20 protein-coding genes and 1 pseudogene are annotated in these 23,203 nt (G+C 59.6%); 12 read left to right on the plus strand and 9 right to left on the minus strand.

Features of this window, described 5'->3' with window-relative positions:
• Positions 1–70 precede the first annotated feature (70 nt).
• The 3 genes from RBH10_RS13705 to RBH10_RS13715 all read right to left on the minus strand — a co-directional run bounded on the left by RBH10_RS13705 (position 71) and on the right by RBH10_RS13715 (position 2,859).
• On the minus strand, positions 71–1,387 hold the full coding sequence (locus RBH10_RS13705) for a M23 family metallopeptidase (protein ID WP_281036841.1): 1,317 nt from the start codon (positions 1,385–1,387) through the stop codon (positions 71–73).
• Between the two features lie 162 nt (positions 1,388–1,549).
• Positions 1,550–2,377 (minus strand): ferritin-like domain-containing protein, encoded by an 828-nt coding sequence (locus tag RBH10_RS13710; RefSeq protein ID WP_281036840.1) that lies wholly within the window; start codon positions 2,375–2,377, stop codon positions 1,550–1,552.
• A 14-nt stretch (positions 2,378–2,391) separates the two neighbouring features.
• A complete protein-coding gene (locus RBH10_RS13715; protein ID WP_045017213.1) occupies positions 2,392–2,859 on the minus strand; it encodes a peroxiredoxin in 468 nt (155 codons plus the stop codon).
• Positions 2,860–2,977: 118 nt separating this feature from the next.
• On the opposite strand from RBH10_RS13715, the gene RBH10_RS13720 reads away from it, so the two are divergent.
• Positions 2,978–6,364: a DUF3971 domain-containing protein gene (locus RBH10_RS13720; RefSeq protein WP_306180653.1), complete on the plus strand. Its 3,387-nt coding sequence runs from the start codon at positions 2,978–2,980 to the stop codon at positions 6,362–6,364.
• 45 nt (positions 6,365–6,409) lie between these two features.
• Here RBH10_RS13720 and tyrS read toward each other — a convergent pair whose 3' ends face one another.
• On the minus strand, positions 6,410–7,663 hold the full coding sequence (gene tyrS / locus RBH10_RS13725) for a tyrosine--tRNA ligase (RefSeq protein ID WP_281036838.1): 1,254 nt from the start codon (positions 7,661–7,663) through the stop codon (positions 6,410–6,412).
• Positions 7,664–7,813: 150 nt separating this feature from the next.
• Here tyrS and RBH10_RS13730 point away from each other — a divergent pair, with 150 nt between their 5' ends.
• Positions 7,814–8,935 carry an anhydro-N-acetylmuramic acid kinase gene (locus tag RBH10_RS13730; RefSeq protein ID WP_281036837.1) on the plus strand — a complete coding sequence of 374 codons (1,122 nt, stop codon included), beginning with the start codon at positions 7,814–7,816 and terminating at the stop codon, positions 8,933–8,935.
• Positions 8,936–9,162: 227 nt separating this feature from the next.
• Here RBH10_RS13730 and RBH10_RS13735 read toward each other — a convergent pair whose 3' ends face one another.
• Entirely contained in the window at positions 9,163–9,840 is a 678-nt protein-coding gene (locus tag RBH10_RS13735) for an alpha/beta hydrolase (protein ID WP_020012833.1), read from the minus strand.
• Positions 9,841–10,050: 210 nt separating this feature from the next.
• Between RBH10_RS13735 and RBH10_RS13740 the strand changes: the two genes are divergently transcribed.
• The 8 genes and pseudogenes from RBH10_RS13740 to sufA all read left to right on the plus strand — a co-directional run bounded on the left by RBH10_RS13740 (position 10,051) and on the right by sufA (position 17,619).
• Positions 10,051–11,220: a cysteine desulfurase family protein gene (locus RBH10_RS13740; RefSeq protein WP_281036836.1), complete on the plus strand. Its 1,170-nt coding sequence runs from the start codon at positions 10,051–10,053 to the stop codon at positions 11,218–11,220.
• Positions 11,221–11,418: 198 nt separating this feature from the next.
• Positions 11,419–12,889, plus strand: a pseudogene (gene sufB, locus RBH10_RS13745) (Fe-S cluster assembly protein SufB).
• Between the two features lie 58 nt (positions 12,890–12,947).
• A complete protein-coding gene (locus RBH10_RS13750) occupies positions 12,948–13,289 on the plus strand; it encodes a GIY-YIG nuclease family protein (protein WP_281036834.1) in 342 nt (113 codons plus the stop codon).
• Between the two features lie 113 nt (positions 13,290–13,402).
• Positions 13,403–14,158 carry a Fe-S cluster assembly ATPase SufC gene (gene sufC / locus RBH10_RS13755; protein WP_003507958.1) on the plus strand — a complete coding sequence of 252 codons (756 nt, stop codon included), beginning with the start codon at positions 13,403–13,405 and terminating at the stop codon, positions 14,156–14,158.
• A 24-nt stretch (positions 14,159–14,182) separates the two neighbouring features.
• Positions 14,183–15,454: a Fe-S cluster assembly protein SufD gene (sufD, locus tag RBH10_RS13760; protein ID WP_281036833.1), complete on the plus strand. Its 1,272-nt coding sequence runs from the start codon at positions 14,183–14,185 to the stop codon at positions 15,452–15,454.
• Positions 15,447–16,697: a cysteine desulfurase gene (locus RBH10_RS13765; RefSeq protein ID WP_281036832.1), complete on the plus strand. Its 1,251-nt coding sequence runs from the start codon at positions 15,447–15,449 to the stop codon at positions 16,695–16,697. Before sufD ends, RBH10_RS13765 begins: the two co-directional genes overlap by 8 nt.
• 37 nt (positions 16,698–16,734) lie before the next feature.
• Positions 16,735–17,118: an SUF system Fe-S cluster assembly protein gene (locus RBH10_RS13770; protein WP_045017427.1), complete on the plus strand. Its 384-nt coding sequence runs from the start codon at positions 16,735–16,737 to the stop codon at positions 17,116–17,118.
• Positions 17,119–17,229: 111 nt separating this feature from the next.
• Entirely contained in the window at positions 17,230–17,619 is a 390-nt protein-coding gene (gene sufA, locus RBH10_RS13775; RefSeq protein ID WP_003507965.1) for a Fe-S cluster assembly scaffold SufA, read from the plus strand.
• 167 nt (positions 17,620–17,786) lie between these two features.
• Here sufA and RBH10_RS13780 read toward each other — a convergent pair whose 3' ends face one another.
• Entirely contained in the window at positions 17,787–18,386 is a 600-nt protein-coding gene (locus RBH10_RS13780; protein WP_281036831.1) for a DedA family protein, read from the minus strand.
• Between the two features lie 5 nt (positions 18,387–18,391).
• Positions 18,392–18,979, minus strand: coding sequence for a class I SAM-dependent methyltransferase (locus RBH10_RS13785; protein WP_281036830.1), 588 nt, complete (start codon positions 18,977–18,979; stop codon positions 18,392–18,394).
• Positions 18,980–19,252: 273 nt separating this feature from the next.
• Here RBH10_RS13785 and RBH10_RS13790 point away from each other — a divergent pair, with 273 nt between their 5' ends.
• A complete protein-coding gene (locus RBH10_RS13790; protein WP_045017232.1) occupies positions 19,253–19,927 on the plus strand; it encodes a response regulator transcription factor in 675 nt (224 codons plus the stop codon).
• Entirely contained in the window at positions 19,924–21,264 is a 1,341-nt protein-coding gene (locus tag RBH10_RS13795) for a HAMP domain-containing sensor histidine kinase (protein WP_281036829.1), read from the plus strand. Before RBH10_RS13790 ends, RBH10_RS13795 begins: the two co-directional genes overlap by 4 nt.
• A gap of 10 nt (positions 21,265–21,274) precedes the next feature.
• Here RBH10_RS13795 and RBH10_RS13800 read toward each other — a convergent pair whose 3' ends face one another.
• Together RBH10_RS13800 and RBH10_RS13805 are read right to left on the minus strand one after the other, a co-directional pair.
• Positions 21,275–22,483: an ABC transporter permease gene (locus RBH10_RS13800; RefSeq protein ID WP_045017235.1), complete on the minus strand. Its 1,209-nt coding sequence runs from the start codon at positions 22,481–22,483 to the stop codon at positions 21,275–21,277.
• Complete coding sequence (locus RBH10_RS13805; RefSeq protein ID WP_281036828.1) at positions 22,473–23,192, minus strand: ABC transporter ATP-binding protein; 720 nt, start codon at positions 23,190–23,192, stop codon at positions 22,473–22,475. The genes RBH10_RS13800 and RBH10_RS13805 overlap by 11 nt, the downstream gene beginning before the upstream one ends.
• Positions 23,193–23,203 lie beyond the last annotated feature (11 nt).

Genomic DNA, 23,203 nt, shown 5'->3' on the forward strand with positions numbered 1-23,203 from the left:
TTTTCAGCCATTGGCGCGGTTTCGGGCGATTTATCGTAAAAAGGGCGAAAAAAGCGTTAAAATCGGACTGCTATTTGAGATAGGTTTTAAGCTCGGCCCCGGCGATCAGGAACCGCATCGGATCAACGGGCGTATCGTTGCGGCGCACCTCATAATGCACATGCGGACCGGTGGAGCGCCCGGTGCTGCCAGCACGGCCAATGACGTCGCCAGCCTCTACCTTGTCGCCGGCTCTCACCAGAATGGTGGAGAGATGGCCGAATCGCGTCGATACGCCCTGGCCGTGATCGATCTCGACCATATTGCCGTAGCCGCCGGAATTTTCCGCAACCGTCACCTTGCCAGCACCGGTCGCCTTGACGTCTGCGCCGGTTTCGGCGCGGAAATCGATGCCGGTATGCAAGGCAGGCCGCCCGAGGAACGGATCCATCCGGTTGCCGAACCGGCTGGTGATCGTCCTGCCGGGGGCCGGGTTGCCGAAGGGCAGGGCGGTTGCTGTTTCCTTGACGATATCCAGCCGGTTGAGCGCATTATCGAGATTGGTCAAAGACATATTGAACGGATCGGCTTCATTCCGCTGCGGATCCGCATAGGGACCGCCAACATCGTCCGTGCCGCTTTCGTCGATTTTCAGGCCGGCCTGGCGGATGATGTCCTGCATCGCGCTCGCTTTATCCTCCGCGTCGCTGGTCAGTCTGGCTATTCGCGATATCTGCTGGCGTTCGATGTCCTTCAGCGACAGCGTCACCTTGGAAAATACCCGGTCGGCCCGGTCGGAAGGCGTTTCGCCGTTTTCGGGCACATAGGCCGCGCGCTTGTCCGTTCCGGCTGCTTTTTCCGGCTGTGGCGTGCGGGGTGCCATGAGGTTCTCGATGGCGGAGAGGCCACCCGTCAGATCGGCGCGTTTTTCCGGCACCATCGCGTTCGAGAGCGAGGAGGGCGCGGTCGAAACCGGGGCAGTGGCTGCGGATTCGGCGATGCCGGAATTTTCGGCTCGCTCCAGCAATTCGCTCATGCGCCCGTGTCTGGAAGTGAGCGCCGCCTGCTGTTGCAGCAGCTTTTCCACTTTCTTTTCAACCACCTGCTGGTCGAGCAATTGCCGCGAGGTGACGCGATCCACCTGTGCCCGCAGCGCTGCGATACGGTCTTCGTAATCGTGCTGCATACGGGTCTGGCGCGCCATGGTCGCGCCGATCAGGTCGTCGCGCAGGATGAGATAGCCGGTGGCGCCGAGATAACCGAGAGAAAAAAGGCCGATCGTGCAGCCGACGAGCGCCGTCATCCACGGCCGGATCGTCATATGCCGGACCTTGTCGCCGCTCGCCAGAACGAGGACGTGCTGCTGCCGCTTTTTGCCGAATACCCGGTTTTCCGCTGTATCAGTCAAAATCTCTCTCCGGCTGGCCGATTTTTGCAAAGCACGATGCGTAGATTCAACACGTTAGAGCGGCCTTTGTCCGAGTGGACGTATGGCGCTCTACAGGAAATCATAATTCGTTAAGGTTAACGAAGTTTTGCCGGAGGCGGCGTTTGGGGCCGGAAAGCGACGTCAGCTGTTGCTGACCGCGGTGAGCGAGCGGTAAAAGGACGGCGTCAAGCCGGCCTCGGCGCGGGCGAGGTCGTTGAAGGGCGGTTTCAGCGGTCCGCGGAAATTGGTGCGCACCAGCTGTTTGAAGGTTGCGGCCGGGTCCTTCTTTTCGCGGGCGCAGAGGAACCGGAACCATTTGGCACCGATGGCGACATGGCCCTTTTCGTCATTATAGATAACATCGAGAACGGCCGCACTTTCGAGGTCGCCGGTTTCCCGCATCTTCGCCTGCAGGGAGGGCGTCACGTCCAGCCCGCGCGCCTCGAGGATCAGCGGCACGACCGCCAGCCGCGCGGTGAGATCGTTGCGGGTGGAATGCGCCGCCTGCCAAAGCCCGTCATGGGCGGGCAGGTCGCCGTAGTCGGCGCCGAGGTCTCGCAGCCTGTCGCGCACCAGCCGGAAATGTTTCGCCTCCTCAAAGGCAACCTGCATCCAGCCGTCGAAAAAGGAATGCGGCACCGGCTCGCTGGCATAACGGGCAACGATGTCGAGCGCGAGGTCAACGGCGTTCAGCTCGATATGGGCGATGGCGTGCAGCAGGGCTATGCGGCCCTTGACGGTATGGAGGGAGCGGCGCTCGACGGCCGTCGGCGGAACGAGTTCCGGTTTCTCCGGCCTGCCCGGCCGTTCGGGCAGGGGCGGATCGAGCGGGGAGCGCAGCGAAAGACGCCGCTCGAACCACCGCGTTGCCGTTTCTTGCGCCAAGGCGGTTTTTCGATCGAGATCGGCGCTGGCAATCGCATCGGTCGCACCGCCACGCAGGGAGATGATCTTGAAAGATGGCGTCACGACGGGGTAGTCTTTCAGAGTTTCCTTGCGGCGTCGAGGACGGCCTGCGCGTGGCCCGCGACCTTCACCTTTTTCCAGATTTCCGCGATGTTCCCATCCGGGGCAACGAGGACGGTGGTGCGTTCGACGCCCATGTATTTCCGGCCGTACATGCTTTTTTCCGTCCAGACGCCGTAGGCCTCCAGAACCTTCCTGTCCTCATCGGCGGCCAGCATGACGGAGAGCTTGTGTTTTGCAGCAAACTTGTCGTGGCTTTTGACGCTGTCGGGAGAAATGCCGATGACCACCGTGTTGGCGGCCTCGAATTCTCCACCGAGCGCGCTGAAGTCGATCGCTTCGGCGGTGCAGCCGGAAGTATCGTCTTTCGGGTAGAAATAGAGAGCCACCGCCTTGCCTCGCAGGCCGGACAATGTCACCGTTCCTTCACCGTTGCGGGGCAAAGTAAAGTCCGGAGCAGGGCTGCCAATTGTCAGGTCTGTCATAATCCATCTTTCTTTCGCCGGGATGTTGAGTGAAAGTCGCCACATTCGATATATAGCGAACCGGGCGTCGTCCAGTGTTGAGGCGAAACAAAAGCTATTCAGGGGCAAACACGGGCGTATGGCTGAAATACGGGGTGAAATGGTCAGATTCGGCAAGCGCGATATCGTTGCGCTGCACGATCTTCCTTCGGCGCAGGCCGAAGATCCCCTCATCGTGCATTGCCCGGCGCCGCGCTCCATGGCGCGCGCTCTTTGCAAGATTTTCGCTGCTCTTTTCGTGCTGGCCTTCCTGTCCATCGGTGGCATCATCCTCTCCGTCGAGACCGGATCGATCGACAAAGCCCTTTCCAACCAGGCGCAGCAGGCGCTAGAACGGGCGCTCGGCCCCCATTACAGCGCGCGGATAGGCTCTTCGGCCATCAGGTTCTCGACCGGACTGCGTCTCGCGCTGGTGGCTGAGGATGTGGATATCGTCGAGAAAGAGTCCGGCCAGCATATGAGCCGGGCGAGGGCGATCGGCATGGCGCTCGATCCGCTCGCACTTCTGACTGGTCGCGTTTCGGTGCAAAGCCTCGAAGCAGACGGGATGGAACTCGATACGGCGCTGCTGCCGAAGGGCGACGGTTTTGATCTCGCCAGTCTCCGGCTCGATGCCGTGCCGCAGCAGTTGCAGATGGCGTTTTCCCAGCTCGACAAATTGGCGCAGGCGTTTCTAAGCAGCGGAACCGAGGAAATCGATCTTTCCAGCGTTTCGATCCACCTGCCGCCGAGCGAAGCCGGCAAGCCGCGCACCATAGAAGTGCGCGAACTTTCGCTGACTCCCGACCAGCAGGGCGGATATTCGCTTGAGGGCGAAACGCTGTTTAACGGCGAAATCGCCAGCCTGTCGCTGAAGACGTCGGGAGCCGACGGTGTGATCAACGGCTTCGACGCGCGGATCGACGGTTTCGACATCGGTCCTTTTCTTGAAAAATTCGATCCGGACGGCAATCTTCACGAGGGGCTGGACGTCAAGACCGGTGTGAGCATCCTCGCTCGGCGCGCCATGCAAGGGCATGAGCCACGGCTGGACGTCTCGGTCGGCATGGGCAACGGAACGCTTCTCATCGGCGGCGAGGCGCAGCCTTTCACCGCAGGCACCGTCAACGCGCGCTACGATTTTCAGAAAAGCAGCCTCGTGATCGACAATTCGCGGATCGATCTCGGGCGAACAACTATTCCGGTCACCGGCGAAATCAGGGACACGGAAGGTGGCTTCGGTCTTTCGCTGCGGATCGACAATGCGATCGCTTCGGCCGCAGCGTCCGGCGAGGAACCCGTTCCTTTCAGCCTGAAGGCGGACGGGCAGTTCACGGTGGCAACCAAACAGCTCGAGGTTCCCTCGCTTTACGTCACCGGGCCGCTTGGAGACATGGCGGGATCGCTGAAAATCCGCTTCGGTGAGGCCTCGCCTGAAATCAGCTTCGTCGGGCAGATTCCGAAGATGGAGGCCACGGCGGTCAAACAGCTCTGGCCGTTCTGGATGGCGCACAAGCCGCGCGAATGGGTGGTGTCCAATCTTTATGGCGGCACGGTCACGAACGGCTCGATTGCGGTCTTCATTCCGCTGGGGCGGATGTGCGGTCCCGGTTGCCCGCTGGTGCTCGGCGAGAGCGAACTGCAAATCGGCTTCGATATAAATGGTACGCGGCTCAACACCACCGGCGACATTCCGCCATTGCGCGATGTCGACGCGCATTTCAATCTCGTCGGCGGCCGCTTGAATGTGGATCTCAAGAGCGCGACATCCTATTTCTCTTCCAACCGGTCGCTTGCGCTGGAGGACAGCCGGTTCTCCATCTCCGACGTTTATGACAAGCCCCTGCTTGGAAATCTCGATTTGAACGTTTCGGGTTCGGCCGATGCCGTGGCGGAGCTTGCAACGCTGAAGCCCATCAACGCGCTCAAGGACACGCAGTTCAAACCGGGGGACTTCACCGGCGACGTGAAGACGAATGCAAAGCTGACCGTCGGCATGCTCTCCAGCCAAAATCCGCCGCCGCCGGTGTGGACCGCCGACCTTGATCTCAAGAACCTGTCGCTGACAAAGCCGTTCGGCGGCCGCAAGGTGACCGCGCTTGACGGTTTCATGGCCATCAACGACCGGCAGCTCAAGCTTGAGGGCAAGGGCCGGGTGGATGACGTGCCGATGAATATCGAGATGACGGAGCCTGTGCGCAAGAACAGCGACGTCGCCCCGACGCTGTCGCTGAAGGCAACCCTGAACGAGACGCAGGTCGCCAAGCTCGCGCCGGAGCTTTCCACGGTTCTGGGCGGCACCACGGTTGTGGAAATCGAAGGCGCGGATACGAAAAGCCAGGAGATCCGGCTCGACCTGGCGAAGGCGTCAATCATTCTGCCGGGGCTTGGCTGGAGCAAGGGCGTCGGTATTCCGGCAAAAGCCGTCTTTACCCTGGAAACCGGCGATGGCGGCCGCACGACGGTCAGCGATTTTTCCCTCACCGGTGATGGCTTCGGTGCTGCCGGCGATATCACCTTCAGCAAGAACGGGCTGATTTCGGCCGATCTCAGCCGCGTGCAATTGTCACCGTCCGACAATTACGCCGTCGCGGTCACGGCCTCGAAAAATGGATACAGCATCAACGCCTCGGGAAAATCGGCGGATCTTCGGCCTTTCCTCTCGAAGCTTCGCAGCTCTTCAGGGGGAGGTGACGGCACATCGCGTTCGCAGCCTTCGCTTGCCATCAAGGCGCAGCTCGAAAAGGTCTACGGTTTCAACGACGAGATCCTTTCCAATGTCAGCGCCGATGTCAGCGTGCGCGAAGGCAAGGTCCGCTCGGTCGATTTTCGCGGTGTTACGGGCAAGGGGCAGGCCGTCGTGGCGCAGACCACCAATCGCGGTGCGACGGGAACCGTGACCCTCACCAGCAGCGACGCCGGTTCTCTCGCCCGTTTCACCAATATCTACACGCGCATTCGCGGTGGTCTTCTCAATCTTGCACTGACAACTGTCAACGGCAGCGACTGGAGCGGCTCGCTCGACCTGCGCAACTTCGCCGTCGTCAACGAGGCGAAGCTTCAGGATATCGTCGCGACGCCGACGGGCGATGACGGCCGAAGTCTCAATAATGCGGTGCGCCGCAATATCGATGTCAGCTCGGAGAAGTTCCAGCGCGGTTTTGCCCGGCTCGTTTACGTCAACGGCTCGGTTGCGGTGGAAAACGGCGTGGTGCGCGGCGAACAGATCGGCGCGACGTTCCAGGGCCTCCTGAAAGACCAGAGCGGCCGTATGGAGATGACCGGCACCTTCATGCCCGCCTATGGCCTGAACCGGTTGTTCGGCGAGCTGCCCTTCATCGGCATCTTCCTCGGCAATGGCCGCGACCGTGGGCTGCTCGGCATCACCTTCAAGCTTTCCGGCCAGACGGACCAGCCGAAGCTGACGATAAACCCACTGTCGCTGATCGCGCCCGGTGTCTTCAGGCAGATTTTCGAGTTTCAATAAAAAGGGCCGCTTTCGCGGCCCTTCATCTGATGATTTGCTCGGGTTTTACGCCGGGCGAACGAGAACGTGTTTCTTCTTGCCGACTGACAGCTTGATGACGCCGTCGCCGGTGATTTCGGCGGAGCCGATCATCTGGCGGTCGTCGGATACGCCCTTGTCGTTGATCTTTACCGCGCCGCCCTGAACGTGGCGACGGGCCTCGCCATTCGAGCCGGCAAGGCCAGCGCGGACGATGAGCGACAGCACGCCGACGCCAGCATCGAGTTCGGATACCGGAACCTCGATGGAGGGCAGGTTTTCGGCAAGCGCGCCTTCCTCGAAGGTCTTGCGCGCGGTTTCGGCAGCTTCTTCCGCAGCAGCGCGGCCATGCAGGATCGCGGTTACTTCCGTTGCGAGGATCTTCTTCGCCTCGTTGATCTCCGATCCGCCAAGCGCCGCAATGCGGGCGATCTCATCCATCGGAAGCGTGGTGAAGAGCTTCGCGAAGCGAACGACGTCCGCATCTTCCGTGTTGCGCCAGTATTGCCAGAAATCATAGACCGGCAGCAGATCCTTGTTCAGCCAAACGGCGCCCGACGCCGACTTGCCCATCTTCGCACCCGAGGAGGTGGTCAAGAGCGGCGAAGTCAGCGCGTAGAGCTGCGGTGTCCCCATGCGGTGACCGAGATCGATGCCGTTGATGATGTTGCCCCACTGGTCCGAACCGCCCATCTGCAGGCGGCAACCGGTGCGCTGGTTCAGTTCCACGTAGTCGTAGGCCTGCAGGATCATGTAGTTGAATTCGAGGAAGGACAGCGACTGCTCGCGGTCGAGGCGCGTCTTCACGCTGTCGAAGGACAGCATGCGGTTGACCGAGAAATGGCGGCCGACATCGCGCAGGAATTCGAGGTAATTGAGGCCGCGCAGCCAGTCGGCATTGTTGATCATCAACGCCGGGTTCTCAGCGCGGTCATAATCGAGGTAGTTGGCGAAGACGTGCTTGAGCGAGGTGATGTTGTCCTCGATCATGTCGATCGTCATCAGCTTGCGGGCCTCTTCCTTGAAGGAGGGATCACCGACCATGCCGGTGCCGCCGCCCATCAGGGAAATCGGCTGATGGCCGGTCTTCTGCATCCAATGCAGCATCATGATCTGGGTGAGGTGGCCGACATGCAAACTCGAGGCTGTCGGGTCATAGCCGATATAGGCGGTCACGGTTTCCTTGGCGAACAGTTCGTCGAGACCCGACTCGTCGGAGATCTGGTGAATGAAGCCGCGCTCATCGAGCGTGCGGAGGAAATCGGACTTGAACCTGGACATAACCTTTTTCTTTCTGGTTGGATATTTATCGTCATTGGCAGCCAATGAACGCCGGGGGCTTTACCATTGTTTTTTGAAAAGTGCACCCGTTTCGGCCATGAATAACGGCGATTCGTGTAAGCATGATTCGATATTGCAAAGGAGCGGCGCGTGGGCGAGGTCAAAACGGCGATCGGGTTGATGAGCGGGACATCGATGGACGGCATCGATATCGCCCTGCTGCGCACGGATGGCGAAAGCGTCGTCCGGCACGGACCGAGCGGTTATTTTCCCTATGATCCGGGCCTGCGCGCCATCTGGCAGAAGGCGCTCACGACAGCCAAATCCATTCGTGAACGACGCGAACGCCCCGGCGATCTGGGCGACGCTGAGCGCAAGCTGACGCTTGCCCATGCGGCGGCGGTCAAATCCTTTCTCCACCGTCACCGGCTTGAAGCCAGCGATGTCGACGTGATCGGTTTTCATGGTCAGACGGTGCTGCACCGCCCGGATGAGGCGCTGACCGTGCAGATCGGCGACGGCGCGCTTCTGGCTGAAGAAACCGGCATCGATGTGGTTTACGACATGCGGGCGAACGACATGGTGCATGGCGGGCAGGGCGCGCCGCTCATTCCCGCCTATCACATGGCGCTCTCCGCCAACCTGCCTGATGGTTTCGAAACGCCTGCCGTCTTCGTCAATATCGGCGGCATATCCAACCTTACCTATATTGGCGAAGGAGGGCGACTTGCGGCTTTCGACAGCGGCCCCGGCAACATGTTGATCGACCAGTGGATCGAGGCGCATACGGGCAAAGCCTTCGACAAGGGCGGCAGGACCGCGGCGGGCGGCACCGTCGTTGCCTCGCTTGTGAAACGCTATATGGAAAGCCCGTTCTTCTCGGCCAATATCCGCCGCTCCCTTGATCGCAGCGATTTTGTGCCGCCGCAAAAGGGCGAGGCCTCGTTTGCCGACGGCGCGCGCACCCTTTCGCATCTGACGGGGGCCGCTATCCTCAAATCGGCAGGCTACCTGCCGGAAGAAGCGAAAACCTATGTGGTCTGCGGTGGCGGACGTCTTAACCCGGTGATCATGGAAGAGTTTGCAAACCTTGCCGCAAAGGTGGGGGCGCGGGTGATTGCGGCGGAAGAGGCGGGTTTCGATGGTGGGGCGATGGAGGCGGAGGCTTGGGCCTATCTCGCCGTGCGATCGCTTAAAGGTCTGCCGCTGACCTATCCCGGCACGACGGGCGTGAATGAGCCGGTGACGGGTGGGGTTTTGGTGAGGGCGTAATAGACGACGGCGGGTGTAGCTCACCCCCCTCTGCCCTGCCGGGCATCTCCCCCACAGGTGGGGAGATCGGATCGTGGTGACCTTCCGGCCATCTTTAACCTAGCAGCGTAGGCGAGGAGCAAGCGTCTAGCTGATCTCCCTCCTTGTGGGGGAGATGCCCGGCAGGGCAGAGGGGGGGCCACCCCCGCCGTCGATAACTATGGCCTGCCCAAACTATACGCCCCAAATCACCGAATGCGCTTCGCTGCCGGTTCCGGAACCAGTTCGCCGTTGAGACGACGATCGAGGTAGTCTTCGCATTCGCCCATCAGCTCATCCACCTTGCCGTTGAAGAAGTGGTTGGCGCCGGGAAGGGTGCGGTGGGTGATGAGGATGCCCTTCTGGGTCTTCAGCTTTTCCACCAGACCGTTCACGTCCTTCTCAGGCGCGACCTTGTCGGAATCGCCGTTGATGATGAGGCCGGAAGACGGGCAGGGCGCGAGGAAGGAGAAGTCGTAAGTGTTGGGCTGCGGCGCGATCGACATGAAGCCCTCGATTTCCGGGCGGCGCATCAGAAGCTGCATGCCGATCCAGGCGCCGAAGGAATAACCGGCAACCCAGCAGCTCTTCGAATCCGGATGCAGGCTCTGCACCCAGTCGAGAGCGGAAGCGGCGTCGGACAGCTCGCCCGCGCCGTGGTCGAATTCGCCCTGGCTGCGGCCGATCGAACGGAAATTGAACCGGAGCGTGGTGAAGCCGCGCTTCTGGAAAAGATAGAAGAGTTGATAGACGATCTGGTTGTTCATCGTGCCGCCAAACTGCGGATGCGGATGAAGGATGATCGCTATCGGCGCGCTCTTTTCCTTGGAGGGTTGATAACGGCCTTCGAGGCGACCCGCAGGGCCGTTAAAAATGACTTCGGGCATTGGTACTCCGGTCGTGTTTTTTCATTCTCCAACCGCATTCTTCCGATGAGAAGACTTGACGAACTGTGTCATCTTTTCTAGAACGCAGTTTAGAATAATTCGAAACTTTGCGTGTGCTTAAGCACTCGGTCGTGTCATAAGGCAAGCGCAACTGTAATTTCAAGAAAAATGCGTTTTGGCGCAATTAAGATTGAGCGAAACTATTCCGCGATGACGGGTTTGACGCGCACATATATGGACTGGAACGCCACGGCGCCGCTTTTGCCCGCCGTGCGGGAGGTTCTCGTCTCCGCGCTGGAGATTGCCGGCAACCCGTCCTCCGTGCATCGGGAAGGGCGCGCTGCCCGCGCGGCGGTTGAGGCTGCCCGTCGTGATGTGGCGGTGCTTTGCGGCGCACAGGCGTCGCACGTCACCTTTACCAGCGGTGCGACGGAAGCGGCCAATCTGGTGTTGACGCCGGATTTCAGGATGGGACGCGCTCCCGTGCGCTATGGCCGTCTTTATGTTTCGGCCATCGAGCATCCGGCTTTTCGTGAAGGCGGTCGGTTCGGCAAGGCTGACGTTACGGAAATTCCCGTTACGTCAGCGGGTGTCATCGATCTCGCCGCACTCGAAGCGCTCTTGTCTTCGCATGACAAATCCGCCGGCTTGCCGATGGTCGCCTGCATGCTGGTCAATAACGAGACGGGCATTCTTCAGCCGGTGGCGGAAGCGGCGCGGCTTGCGCATGCGGCGGGCGGATTGATGATTGTCGATGCCGTGCAGGCAGCTGGTCGCATCCCGCTCGATATCAATAGGCTCGATGCGGATTTTCTCGTCCTCTCGTCCCACAAGCTCGGTGGCCCGAAGGGTGCCGGAGCTTTGATCTCGCGCGGCGAGGTGATGATGCCGAAGCCGTTGATCCACGGTGGCGGCCAGGAAAAGGGACACCGTTCGGGTACTGAAAATACCCTGTCGATCCTCGGTTTTGGTGCCGCGGCCGCTGTTGCCGCGCAAAATCTCGAGGCGGAAGCGACGCGTCTTGTCGCGTTGCGCGCAAGGCTGGAAGACGGCATGCGGGCAAATGCGCCTGACGTGATCATCCACGGCGAGGATGTTGGACGTGTCGGCAATACCACGTTTTTCACCTTGCCCGGTTTGAAGGCGGAGACGGGCCAGATTGCCTTCGATATAGAAGGCATAGCACTCTCGGCCGGTTCGGCCTGCTCTTCCGGCAAGGTGGGGGAAAGCCATGTGCTGACGGCGATGGGACGCGATCCCAAGCTTGGCGCACTCAGGATTTCCCTTGGCCATGCGACTGATGAGGCAGACATTGAGCGCACGCTTGCGGCGTTCACGAAAATTGCCGGGCGGCGCAAGCTGGCCGGTCAGGCCGCTTAAAATGCGGCAAAGAATTGCGGAATAGCAATTTTCCGCTTGCCGGGATGTGTGAAAAGCGCCATCCCGCACTTACATGGGTATAAGGTCCGCCCCGTTTATACGGGCCCGGATTATTTGCCCGAAGATGGATAAGGCGGCTTGCCGCCTGATACGTTGACAAGCCACCGGACCTTGGCTCCGGCGAGATTGGAGAACGACATGGCAGCGGTTCAGGAAACGATCGATCAGGTTCGCCAGATCGATGTGGACCAGTACAAATACGGCTTCGAAACCGAGATCGAAGTCGACAAGGCCCCCAAGGGTCTTTCGGAAGAGGTGATCCGCTTCATCTCGGCCAAGAAGCAGGAGCCGGAATGGATGCTGGAATGGCGTCTTGAGGCTTATCAGCGCTGGCTGACGATGGAAGAGCCGACATGGGCGCGCGTCAGCTATCCCAAGATCGACTTCAACGATCTCTATTATTATGCCGCACCGAAAAGCACGCCCGGCCCGAAGTCGCTGGACGAGGTCGATCCGGAGCTGCTGAAGGTTTACGAGAAGCTCGGCATTCCGCTGAAGGAACAGGAAATCCTCGCCGGTGTGGAAAACCGCCGCGTGGCTGTGGATGCCGTGTTCGACAGCGTCTCCGTCGTCACCACCTTCAAGGCGGAACTGGCCAAGGCCGGCGTGATCTTCATGTCGATCTCCGAAGCCGTTCGCGAATATCCGGATCTGGTGAAGAAATATCTCCGGTTCGGTCGTGCCGCAGACGGACAATTTCTACGCAACGCTGAACTCGGCTGTCTTCACCGACGGTTCCTTCGTGTTCGTGCCGAAGGGCGTGCGGTGCCCGATGGAGCTTTCCACCTATTTCCGCATCAACGAAAAGAACACCGGCCAGTTCGAACGCACGCTGATCATTGCCGAAGAAGGCGCCTACGTCTCCTATCTGGAAGGCTGCACGGCGCCCCAGCGTGACGAGAACCAGCTTCACGCCGCCGTGGTTGAGCTGGTGGCGCTCGATGATGCCGAAATCAAATATTCCACCGTCCAGAACTGGTATCCGGGCGACAAGGACGGCAAGGGCGGCATCTACAACTTCGTGACCAAGCGTGGCGATTGCCGTGGCGACCGTTCGAAGATCTCGTGGACGCAGGTGGAAACCGGTTCGGCTATCACCTGGAAATACCCGTCCTGCATTCTGCGTGGCGACGACAGTCGTGGCGAGTTCTATTCGATCGCCGTCTCCAACGGCCACCAGCAGATCGACAGTGGCACCAAGATGATCCATCTCGGCAAGAACACGTCGAGCCGCATCATCGCAAAGGGTATCGCTGCTGGTTTTTCGGAAAACGTCTATCGCGGCCAGGTTTCGGCTCACCGCAAGGCGACCAACACCCGCAACTTCACGCAGTGCGACTCGCTTCTGATCGGCGACAAGTGCGGCGCGCATACCGTGCCCTATATCGAGGCGAAGAACTCGTCTGCTCATTTCGAGCACGAGGCGACGACGTCGAAGATTTCCGAAGACCAACTGTTCTACTGCCTGCAGCGCGGCATCCCCGAGGAGTCGGCGATTGCACTGATCGTCAACGGCTTCGTGAAGGATGTCATCCAGCAGCTGCCGATGGAATTTGCGGTTGAAGCGCAGAAGCTGATCGGCATTTCGCTGGAAGGGTCTGTGGGTTAACTCTTGCTCTTCGTCATCCTCGGGCTTGTCCCGAGGATCTGCAACGTGGGATGCGGGGATGAGCGGTTTCGTCTACATGATGTCCGACAAGCCGCGAGGTGTGATCTACACCGGTGTCACAAGTGATCTACAGGCACGGGTATTTGAACATCGAAACGCGTTGCAAAAGGGTTATACCGAGAAATACAGGGCAAAGAACCTCGTCTGGTTTGAAACCCATCCAAATATCGTGCTGGCGATCCAGCGGGAGAAATCGTTGAAACGCTATGCGCGGGAATGGAAAATCAGGTTGATAGAAGAGCTGAATCCGACCTGTATGGACCTTTACGAGCGCATCAACGAGATCGAAAATGCCTATCGGCCGCACGAAAATACGCGGCAGTGGGGCGACTACAATTGACGGATTAGATCCTCGGGACACGCCCGAGGATGACGGATGCAAAAGTTGAGACAGGCCCGTAACTGGGTCTACGAGGCGGTCCTTGAAACCGCACCATGAACAGGAACAAAACCATGCTTGAAATCATCGACCTGCACGCAAAGATCGCCGATACCGAAACAGAGATCATCAAGGGCCTCAACCTGAAGGTTGCCGCTGGTGAAGTTGCGGCCATCATGGGCCCGAACGGTTCCGGCAAGTCGACGCTGTCCTACATCCTGTCGGGCCGCGAAGACTATGAAGTCACCTCCGGTGACATTCTCTACAACGGCGAAAGCATTCTGGAACTGGACGCGGCCGAACGCGCTGCCAAGGGCATTTTCCTTGCCTTCCAGTATCCGGTCGAAATTCCGGGCGTCGCCACCATGCAGTTCCTCAAAGTTGCGATGAACGAGCAGCGCAAGGCGCGTGGCGAAGCCGAGCTGACGACGCCGGACTTTATCCGTCGCGTCAAGGAAGCCGCCGGCGACCTTAAGATCGACATGGACATGCTGAAGCGTCCGCTGAACGTCGGTTTCTCCGGCGGTGAAAAGAAGCGCGCCGAAATCCTGCAGATGGCGCTTCTGGAGCCGAAGCTCTGCGTTCTCGACGAAACCGATAGCGGCCTCGACATCGACGCGCTGAAGATCGTGGCTGACGGCGTCAACGCGCTGAAGTCGCCGGATCGCGCCACCGTCGTCATCACCCACTACCAGCGCCTGCTCGATTACATCGTACCTGATAGCGTTCACGTTCTCTACAAGGGCAAGATCATCCGCTCGGGTGACAAGGCCCTGGCGCTGGAGCTGGAAAACAATGGTTACGCCGACATCATCGGTGAAGCGGCCTAAGCCAGAGGCCAGGAGGTGATGTCCATGAACATTCAAACGACCAATCGGCTGACACCAGCGGAAACCGCGCTGATCGACGCCTATACCGCCAAGTTCAGCGAATTGCCGGGCAATGGTGCGGTTGTCGCTGCCCGTGACGTGCTGTTCGACGATCTGAAGACCGGTGGTCTTCCGACCCGCCGCATCGAGGCATGGCACTATACCGATCTCAAGAGCCTGCTGCGCGCCGTTCCGGAAGACCAGCCTGCTCCAGTCATCGAGAAGGCTGCGCCCGTCATCGCCGGTTCGCCGGTCGCCTATGTGCTGCATGGCACGGCCAATATCGGCAAGATCGAAGACGTCGGTGTCTCGAGCTTCGCCGAAAGCTTGGCGGACGGCTCCGCCGCCGCAGGTCTTGCGGAAGCCAGCAAGGACGACGTGATCGGCCGTATCAACGGCAGCTTCGTGCGCGACGGCCTGACGCTGGACATTCCCGCCGATGCCGAGATTGAAAAGCCGATCGAATTGCAGGCGATCCATGGCGCAGGCCAGGTTCACAGCCGCTTTCCGGTACGCTTCGGCAAGGGTTCCAAGGCAACCGTCATCGAGCGTCACCTTTCGGTGACTCCTGATGCAGCCTTCGTTTCCTCCGTCACCGATGTCGTCGTTGAAGACGGCGCGGAAGTGACCTGGATCATCCTGCAGCAGCAGGGTGCGGCCGATATCCATCTCGGCCAGCTGCGCATGAAAATCGGCGCGGATGCCAAGATTCGCCTGTTCGTGATCAACGCCGGCGGCAAGCTGGTGCGGCAGGAACTGCGCATCGACGTGGACGGCGAGGGTACTGACCTCATCGTTCGCGGCGTCAACCTGCTGGGCGGCGAAACGCATACCGACGTGACGATGGTTCTTGGCCACAACGTGCCGAACACCACTTCGACGGAAGTGTTCCGCAATGTTGTGTTCGACCGTGCAAAGGGCATTTTCCAGGGCATGATCCGGGTGGCGCCCGATGCCCAGAAGACCGATGCGAAGATGGCGTGCAATACGCTGCTGATGTCTGACGATGGCGAGTTCTCGGCAAAGCCGGAGCTTGAAATCTTCGCAGACGACGTTCAGTGCGGTCACGGTGCGACGGTTGCCGATATCGACGACAACCATCTTTATTACCTGATGGCGCGTGGCGTGCCGCGGGCCAAGGCGCGGGCGATGCTCGTCAACGCCTTTGTCGCGGAAATCGCCGAAGAACTGGAAGAAGAAAATCTGGTAGAGGCGCTGGAGGCCATCATCTCCAGCTGGCTGGAACATCATGCCTGAGAGCGAACGCGCCGCGCTGGCGGCCCCCTATGACGTTGAAGCCGTGCGGAAGGATTTTCCGATCCTTTCGCGCGAGGTCTATGGCAGGCCGCTTGTCTATCTCGACAACGGCGCGTCCGCTCAAAAGCCGCAGGTGGTGATCGACGCCATTTCGCATGCTTATTCCAATGAATATGCGAATGTGCATCGTGGCCTGCATTTCCTCTCCAATGCCGCAACCGATGCCTATGAGGCGTCGCGTGAAAAGGTGCGCCGTTTCCTGAACGCCGGTTCGGTGGACGAGATCGTCTTCACCAAATCCTCGACAGAAGCGATCAATACGGTCGCTTACGGTTACGGCATGCCAAAGATCGGCGAGGGCGACGAGATCGTCATCTCGATCATGGAGCACCATTCCAACATCGTGCCGTGGCATTTTATCCGCGAACGGCAGGGCGCCAAGCTCGTCTGGGTGCCTGTTGATGATGACGGCGCGTTCCATATCGAGGCTTTCGAAAAGAGCCTGACGGAGCGCACCAAGCTCGTCGCCATCACCCATATGTCGAATGCGCTCGGCACCATCGTGCCGGTCAAGGAAATCTGCCGCATCGCCCATGAGCGCGGCATTCCGGTGCTGGTCGACGGCAGCCAGGGCGCTGTTCACATGCCGGTCGATGTGCGCGATATCGACTGCGACTGGTATGTCATGACCGGCCACAAGCTTTACGGTCCCTCGGGCATCGGCGTGCTTTACGGCAAGGCTGACCGCTTGCGCGAGATGCGGCCGTTCCAGGGCGGTGGGGAGATGATCCTCGACGTTTCCGAAGACAATGTGACCTATAACGAGCCACCGCATCGCTTCGAAGCGGGTACGCCGCCGATCGTGCAGGCCATCGGTCTGGGTTACGCGCTTGACTATATGGACAATCTCGGTCGCGCCGCGATAGCAGCACATGAGGCCGATCTTGCGGCTTACGCCGCTGAGCGGCTGCGCGAGGTCAATTCGCTGCGCATCATCGGTAATGCACCTGATAAGGGCGGCATCTTCTCCTTCGAACTTGAGGGCATTCATGCCCATGACGTCTCGATGGTGATTGACCGGCGCGGCGTTGCCGTGCGTGCCGGCACCCATTGTGCCATGCCGCTCTTGAAACGGTTTGGCGTCACCTCCACATGCCGGGCATCGTTCGGCCTTTACAATACCCGCGCCGAAGTAGACTCTCTTGTTGAGGCGCTGGACTATGCGCGCAAATTTTTCGCCTGATGTCGCCAACAAAGAGATCAGGATTGAGGATCAGACCATGACTGCGGAAGCCACTGCAAAGACACCCGACGCGACCGAAGAGACGGCAAAGCCATCTTCCATTCCGCCCGACGAGCTGGCGCGTCTCAGCGATGACGTGATCTCGGCACTGAAGACCGTCTACGACCCTGAAATTCCGGCCGATATTTTCGAACTCGGCCTGATTTACAAGATCGATATCGAAGACGACCGGATGGTCAAGATCGTCATGACGCTGACGGCCCCGGGTTGCCCGGTGGCGGGCGAAATGCCGGGCTGGGTGGAAAATGCCGTGGGCGCCGTCGAGGGTGTTTCCGGTGTTGCGGTTGAAATGACCTTCGATCCGCCGTGGACGCCGGAGCGCATGTCGGAAGAGGCGCAGGTCGCTGTCGGCTGGTATTGAGACTGACGTGATTTTGACAGGCGCTCTCGCTTGATGGCGCCTTCAAGCACTACTAAATTCAAATCCGTGAACATCGAGCCTTGAACTCGATTGTCGAAGGAGAATGAGCCGATGGGCTTTGCGATCATGACCATGACCGGGGCTGCCGCCTCGCGCGTTAAAGCAATCGTCGAAAATTCCGGCCCGGATGCCAAGGGCGTGCGCGTCGGTATCAAGAAGGGTGGCTGCGCGGGCATGGAATATACCATCGACCTCGTGACCGAAGCGGATGCGAAGGATGACCTGGTCGAATTCGAAGGCGCCAGGGTCTGGGTTCAGCCCTCTGCCGTGCTTTATCTGCTCGGCACCCAGATGGATTTCGAAGTAACCAAGATGCGTTCCGGCTTTACCTTCAATAACCCGAACCAGACATCCGCCTGCGGTTGCGGCGAATCGGTTGAGCTGAAGCCTGCCGATCTGGCGGCGCTTGCCAAGCAGCGCGAGGCAGAGGCCAGCGTTTGATTTAGGGCATGTCACCCGAAACGGCTGGACGGTTTCGGGCGACTTGCGTTCTTTCGGATGGATAAAGGACGCACTGACACTTTCAATCTGCGCATTGTTCCCGTCGAAAATCGATTCTGCTTCCTGCTCTGATCATTGAGCATGATACAATCGGACATTCCGCAAAGTCATCGATACGCCCGTTTGTAAATTGCGATTGAAGAGGCAATCAGTGCTTCCGCGCAAACAAGACATATGGCTGCCCAGAAACCCACCTTGACCGGATCATAGTGCGACGCCCGGATACCGTATCCGAGGCACAGGAAAGTGGCGTTCCACAGCAGGCTCCCGATGCTGGTCGCAGCCGCGAAACTCGGGAAATGGAGCCGCAGAACGCCGGCGGGTAGTGCAAGATAAATGCGCACTGCGGGTATGAGTTGTCCTGACAGCGTCACCCAGAAATGGTTCCGGCGATAGGCATTCGTCATTCGGTCATAGAATTGCGGGCTGACGAAGAGATAGCGTCCATACCGCCTGACTATACTGACTACACGGTCGGCCCCCCAGAATTTGCCGATGGAGTACCAGCATATTGCGCCAAGAGTAGAGCCGGCCGTGGCGGCTGCGATCGTATTAACAAGGCCATGAACATCGCCAATGGCCATGCCGAGAAGCATGAGCAGCAGATAGGATGGAAAAAGAGGTACGAATTTTTCCAGTACTGCCAGGCAGACGATACCGCTGAAGCCATAACCGAGCAGTGGTGCGAACCAGTTGAGAGTATCCATAGCCTTCACTCCGCGGCAGAGGGGCAAGAACTGCGCTTGATCCTGTAAACCGATGCGGGTGGAACGTTGCGCACGGTGCGTCCGACAAAACTGGTTTCGAGATCCAGACGGTCGAGGAGTGCTGAGGAGACCGGGCAGCGTCCGCCATAGGTGATCTGGTAAAAGGATCCTCCGGGCCGCAGGTATTTGAACGCGCCGATGAGGATGCCCTTCACCTGTCTCGGAGACATGGTGAGCACCCCGAGCCCACTGACCACTGCACCGACTGTTCCTGTTTCAAAGAGATCGGCCTCGCCGATCCGTGCGGCGTCCATCTGAAGAATGCGGGCCTGGGGAAAACGGCCTTTTAAAAGACGGGTGAATTCGTCGCTATACTCGATCAGCGTGAGTTGAGCCTCCGGGATGCCCCGTTCGAGAAGTGAACGGGTAAATGGTCCCGTACCGGGGCCAAGCTCCAGCACCGGCCCCATGTCGGCATGGATTTCCTGCGTCATGAGTGCCGATACGGCAGGGCCGGAGGGCATGATTGCCGCGGTTCGAAGCGGATTGCGAACCCAGGATCGCAAAAACGGGAGCAGATCAGAGACTGACATGGGACGCTCCGAGGTTGTAAAAGGAACGGGGCAGCGTAGAGGCTGTTGACAGGCCATCGTGCAGGGTTGGTTTCACGGTGTTTCCTCGCGTGTGTTGTGAGTGACGAAGAAACGGATGCAACCTCCAGATTGAGGCAGCGTGTCATGCTGCGCGCCGCTGCGGATTTACGCATTGCAAAAGAACGGTCCGCTTGTGCATCCATGCAAGGTAGCCTCAATGTACAAGGCGATATTAGCGCTCGATTGAACAATCAACGGACACCGGGGGCCGAGATGCGGGTATTGTTGGTGGAGGATGAAGAGGAGATGGTGGTCGCTCTTTGCAACGTTCTCACTCGGCAAAACATGATTGTTGACAGCGTTTCAACGATTGGAGCTGCCGAACACATGCTGAAAGAGAATGTGCACGATGTTCTGGTGCTTGACCGTCAACTTCCCGATGGCGATGGTTTGTCACTGGTGCCGAGATTGCGGGCGAGGGGACAAACCATTCCTGTGCTCGTATTGACGGCCAGAGGCGATCTCGATGATCGGGTTGCGGGTCTGCAAAACGGTGCCGACGACTATCTTGGAAAACCTTTTGCGATTGAAGAGCTGCTTGCCCGGGTTCGCGCTCTGCTGCGCCGGCCATCCAGCCTGGCGCCGGACGTGGCGAAGATCGGCGCTCTGGAGTTTGACTTCGCGCATCGTGAGGCATGGGTTTCCGGCGAGCGGGTTGAAATGCCGCGGCGGGAGGTTCTCGTACTCGAAGCCCTGTCGCGGCGCATGGGCCGCATGGTGCAACGTGAGACGCTCATGGAGGCCGTTTTCGGCATGAATGACGAAATTGATTCAAACGCACTCGACACGCATATCTCCCGGGTGCGCCGCAAACTGTCGGATGCGAATGCCGGCGTGACGATCAACGGCGTCAGGGGGCTTGGATACCTGTTGCGGGAAACGGAATGAGGCTCTGGAGCGCCCGATCGCTGAAATGGCGTCTCGTCAGCCGTCTGGTCATCTTTGAAACTCTTATCATCATGTCCGTGCTGGCCGTCATCGTCGGTGGTCTCTGGGGTTCGGGCTACCTGATCGAGGACTATGAGGGCGGCAATATCGATGTGCTCAAGGATGCTCTCATTCGCGATCACGATGGCAAGCTGGCGCTTGTCGAAACCCCTGATTTAAAACAGTTGCGGGCCGACGTGCATGACCTCTGGTTTGTCGTGCGCGACAGAAACGGTCAGGAACTCGTTGAGGGCGTCATTCCTCCGGCGTTTGCGCAAACCGTGGCCATATTGGACCATGTGAGCGATGCGCGGCTGACCAATCAGTCCGGACGCGCCAATCGCCCGGATGCGATTGTCAAATGGCAGGAAACAGAAGCCGGCGACGTGCAGATATTCACCGGCACGCAAGGCCGGATTTCGGTCAAGCGACTGCTGACGGGAATCTCCGCGGGAATGCTGACGGTTATCTTTCCGGTTCTGGCGGCAATGGTTCTGGCCGCTCTCGCGATGACGCCGCTCGTCGTCCGGTTTGCCCTGACGGGTATCAAACAGGCTGCCGATCAGGCCGGGCAAATCACCTATGACAAAAGGGGAGTTCGCATATCGGCGAGCGAAGTTCCGGATGAAATCCGGCCGCTTGTCACGGCGATCAATGATGCGTTGAGCCGGCTGGACAAGGGACACGCGATCCGCGACCGTTTTCTGGCGCAGGCCGCTCACGAATTGAGGACGCCGGTTGCGATTTTGAGCGCGCGTATCGCGGCTTTGCCTCAAAGCCCTGAAAAGACGCGACTTTTGCAGGATACGTCGAGATTGGCAAATCTGAGCGGCCAGCTTCTCGATCTTCAAAGGCTCAATCACGCTTCCGTACAGCGTCTGCCTGTCGATCTCGTTGACGTTGCCGGTCGCGTCGTGCTCGATCTTGCCCCTCTGGCATTTGCAGCGGGTTATGAAATGTCCTTTGAGCCGGACGGCGACAAAGTCGTTGTCCAGGGCGACCAGATGGCTATCGAACGCGCAGTCACCAACCTCATCCAGAATGCCATCGATCATGGCGGTGGCGCGGGAACCATCCGGGTCACGGTTTCGAAAAACCGCTCGATCACAGTCTCGGACGAGGGAAAGGGAATACCCCCGGAAAATCTGGAGGACATCTTTGAACCGTTCAATCGGCTTCTGCCCAGCAGTTCCGGAACCGGCCTCGGACTTAATCTCGTGAAGGAAATCATGGAGCTGCACAATGGCGCGATCCATGTGAAGGGCGCCTGTTTTACCCTCGCTTTTTCAGAAACTTAAAGTATCCGTTTCACTCGTGCCGCAGCGCTTCGATGGGGCTCAAACTCGCTGCCCGCCGTGCCGGGAAATAGCCGAAAATCACCCCGATGGCCGCCGAGAAGGCGAAGGCGAGGAGGATGATCGACGGGCTGGTGACGAAGGGCACGTTGAGATAGTTGACGACGCCATAGGCAAGGCCAAGGCCGGTCAGGATGCCGACGGTGCCGCCGAAGGCGGAGAGCATCACCGCTTCCACCAGAAACTGCGTCAGCACCTGTTTCTCCAGCGCGCCGATAGCGAGGCGAATGCCGATCTCGCGGGTGCGTTCCGTCACCGAAACCAGCATAATGTTCATGATGCCGATACCGCCGACCAGAAGGCTGACGGCGGCGACCGCGCCCAGAAGCCCGGTCAGCAGCGTCGTCGTGCCGGTCATGGCGGAGGCAATCTGCGTCATGTCGTTGACGGTGAAATCATCCTCGCGGCCGATGCCGATGCGGCGGCGTTCCCTGAGCAGGTTCTGCAGGTCGCTCTGCACCTTTGCGGTCGAAACGCCATCCTGTGCCGAGACCATGATCGAGGAAATGGTGGTGGTGCCGCCGATGCGCCGCTGGTGGATCTTCAGCGGCATGATGATCGTGTCGTCCTGATCGTCACCGAGGCCGGATTGGCCTTTTCTCGCCAGAACGCCGATGACGGGGCAGGAGATGTTGCTGACGCGGATCGTCTGTCCGACAGGGTTTTCCGCACCGAACAGTTCCTGCCGCACCGTTTCACCGATGATGCAGCCGATCTGCCCGCCGCGATCTTCAGCCGGCTGGAAGTCGCGGCCGAGCGCAATCGTCCAATCCTGTGCCACGAGATAATCATTGGTGGTGCCGATGACGCTGGTCTGGTGGTTCTTGCCGCCGAAAATGACTGTCGCGGCGGAGCTGCGGTTTTGTGGGGCAACGGCACGAATGCCTGATATCTGGTTGCGGATGGCCTCGACATCGCGGTCATCGAAGCGTTTGGCCTCGGTGCTGGCGCGGCCGGGGCCGAATTGGCCGGGGCGCACGAACAGCATATTGGTGCCGAGCCGCGACAGTTCCGATTTCACCTGTTCGGTCGTGCCGTTGCCGATGGTGACCATGGCGATGACGGCGGCGACGCCGATGACGACGCCGAGCACGGTGAGGAATGAGCGCAACAGGTTGCGGCTGATGGCGCGCAACGCAAGACGCGACGTTTCAAAGAACATCGGATGTCTCCTTTTCTTCCGCCGCGCTGTCTGAGGCAAGATGCCCATCGACGAAGCGCAGGAGGCGGCCGGCATGGGCGGCGATATCCTCTTCATGCGTGACCATGACGACCGTAATGCCCCTGTCGCGGTTGAGCGCGGTGATCAGCTCCATGATCTCGGCGCTGGTTTTCGTATCGAGATTGCCGGTCGGCTCGTCAGCCAGAAGCAGGGCGGGGCGGGTGACAATGGCCCTTGCAATGGCCACACGCTGCTGCTGACCGCCGGAAAGCTCCTGCGTGGTATGATCCTCGCGGCCCTTCAGTCCCACCTGTGCCAGCGCCTCCATGGCGCGTGCGCGCCGTTCCGAGGCCTTCATGCCGCGATAGATCAGCGGCAGCTCGACATTTTCCACCGCTGAGGTGCGTGAGAGAAGATTGAAACCCTGAAACACGAAACCCAGCATATGGCGGCGCAGCAGCGTCAGGTGTTCATTGTCGAAACCGCTGGTCGGCACGCCCTGAAACAGATATTCGCCTGCCGTCGGCACATCCAGACAGCCGATGATGTTCATCGAGGTGGATTTGCCCGAGCCGGATGGACCCATGATGGCGACGAATTCCTTCTCGCGAATGGACAGGCTGACGCCATCAAGCGCGTGGATCGTCGCTTCGCCACGGCCATATTGCTTGACGACGTTGCGGAATTCGATGAGCGGCGGCTGTTGCATGCGGTTTTCCT

Origin of the sequence: Rhizobium sp. AN73 (genome assembly GCF_030757975.1) — a bacterium.
Lineage (GTDB): Bacteria > Pseudomonadota > Alphaproteobacteria > Rhizobiales > Rhizobiaceae > Agrobacterium > Agrobacterium arsenijevicii.

Coding starts and splice junctions, on each gene's coding strand:
- RBH10_RS13790 (WP_045017232.1), top strand. CDS start 19,253: ATGCGGGTATTGTTGGTGGAGGATGAAGAGGAGATGGTGGTCGCTCTT.
- RBH10_RS13735 (WP_020012833.1), bottom strand. CDS start 9,840: ATGCCCGAAGTCATTTTTAACGGCCCTGCGGGTCGCCTCGAAGGCCGT.
- RBH10_RS13765 (WP_281036832.1), top strand. CDS start 15,447: ATGCCTGAGAGCGAACGCGCCGCGCTGGCGGCCCCCTATGACGTTGAA.
- RBH10_RS13800 (WP_045017235.1), bottom strand. CDS start 22,483: ATGTTCTTTGAAACGTCGCGTCTTGCGTTGCGCGCCATCAGCCGCAAC.
- sufD (WP_281036833.1), top strand. CDS start 14,183: ATGAACATTCAAACGACCAATCGGCTGACACCAGCGGAAACCGCGCTG.
- RBH10_RS13720 (WP_306180653.1), top strand. CDS start 2,978: ATGGCTGAAATACGGGGTGAAATGGTCAGATTCGGCAAGCGCGATATC.
- RBH10_RS13770 (WP_045017427.1), top strand. CDS start 16,735: ATGACTGCGGAAGCCACTGCAAAGACACCCGACGCGACCGAAGAGACG.
- sufC (WP_003507958.1), top strand. CDS start 13,403: ATGCTTGAAATCATCGACCTGCACGCAAAGATCGCCGATACCGAAACA.
- tyrS (WP_281036838.1), bottom strand. CDS start 7,663: ATGTCCAGGTTCAAGTCCGATTTCCTCCGCACGCTCGATGAGCGCGGC.
- RBH10_RS13780 (WP_281036831.1), bottom strand. CDS start 18,386: ATGGATACTCTCAACTGGTTCGCACCACTGCTCGGTTATGGCTTCAGC.
- RBH10_RS13750 (WP_281036834.1), top strand. CDS start 12,948: ATGAGCGGTTTCGTCTACATGATGTCCGACAAGCCGCGAGGTGTGATC.
- sufA (WP_003507965.1), top strand. CDS start 17,230: ATGGGCTTTGCGATCATGACCATGACCGGGGCTGCCGCCTCGCGCGTT.
- RBH10_RS13740 (WP_281036836.1), top strand. CDS start 10,051: ATGACGGGTTTGACGCGCACATATATGGACTGGAACGCCACGGCGCCG.
- RBH10_RS13805 (WP_281036828.1), bottom strand. CDS start 23,192: ATGCAACAGCCGCCGCTCATCGAATTCCGCAACGTCGTCAAGCAATAT.
- RBH10_RS13795 (WP_281036829.1), top strand. CDS start 19,924: ATGAGGCTCTGGAGCGCCCGATCGCTGAAATGGCGTCTCGTCAGCCGT.
- RBH10_RS13785 (WP_281036830.1), bottom strand. CDS start 18,979: ATGTCAGTCTCTGATCTGCTCCCGTTTTTGCGATCCTGGGTTCGCAAT.
- RBH10_RS13715 (WP_045017213.1), bottom strand. CDS start 2,859: ATGACAGACCTGACAATTGGCAGCCCTGCTCCGGACTTTACTTTGCCC.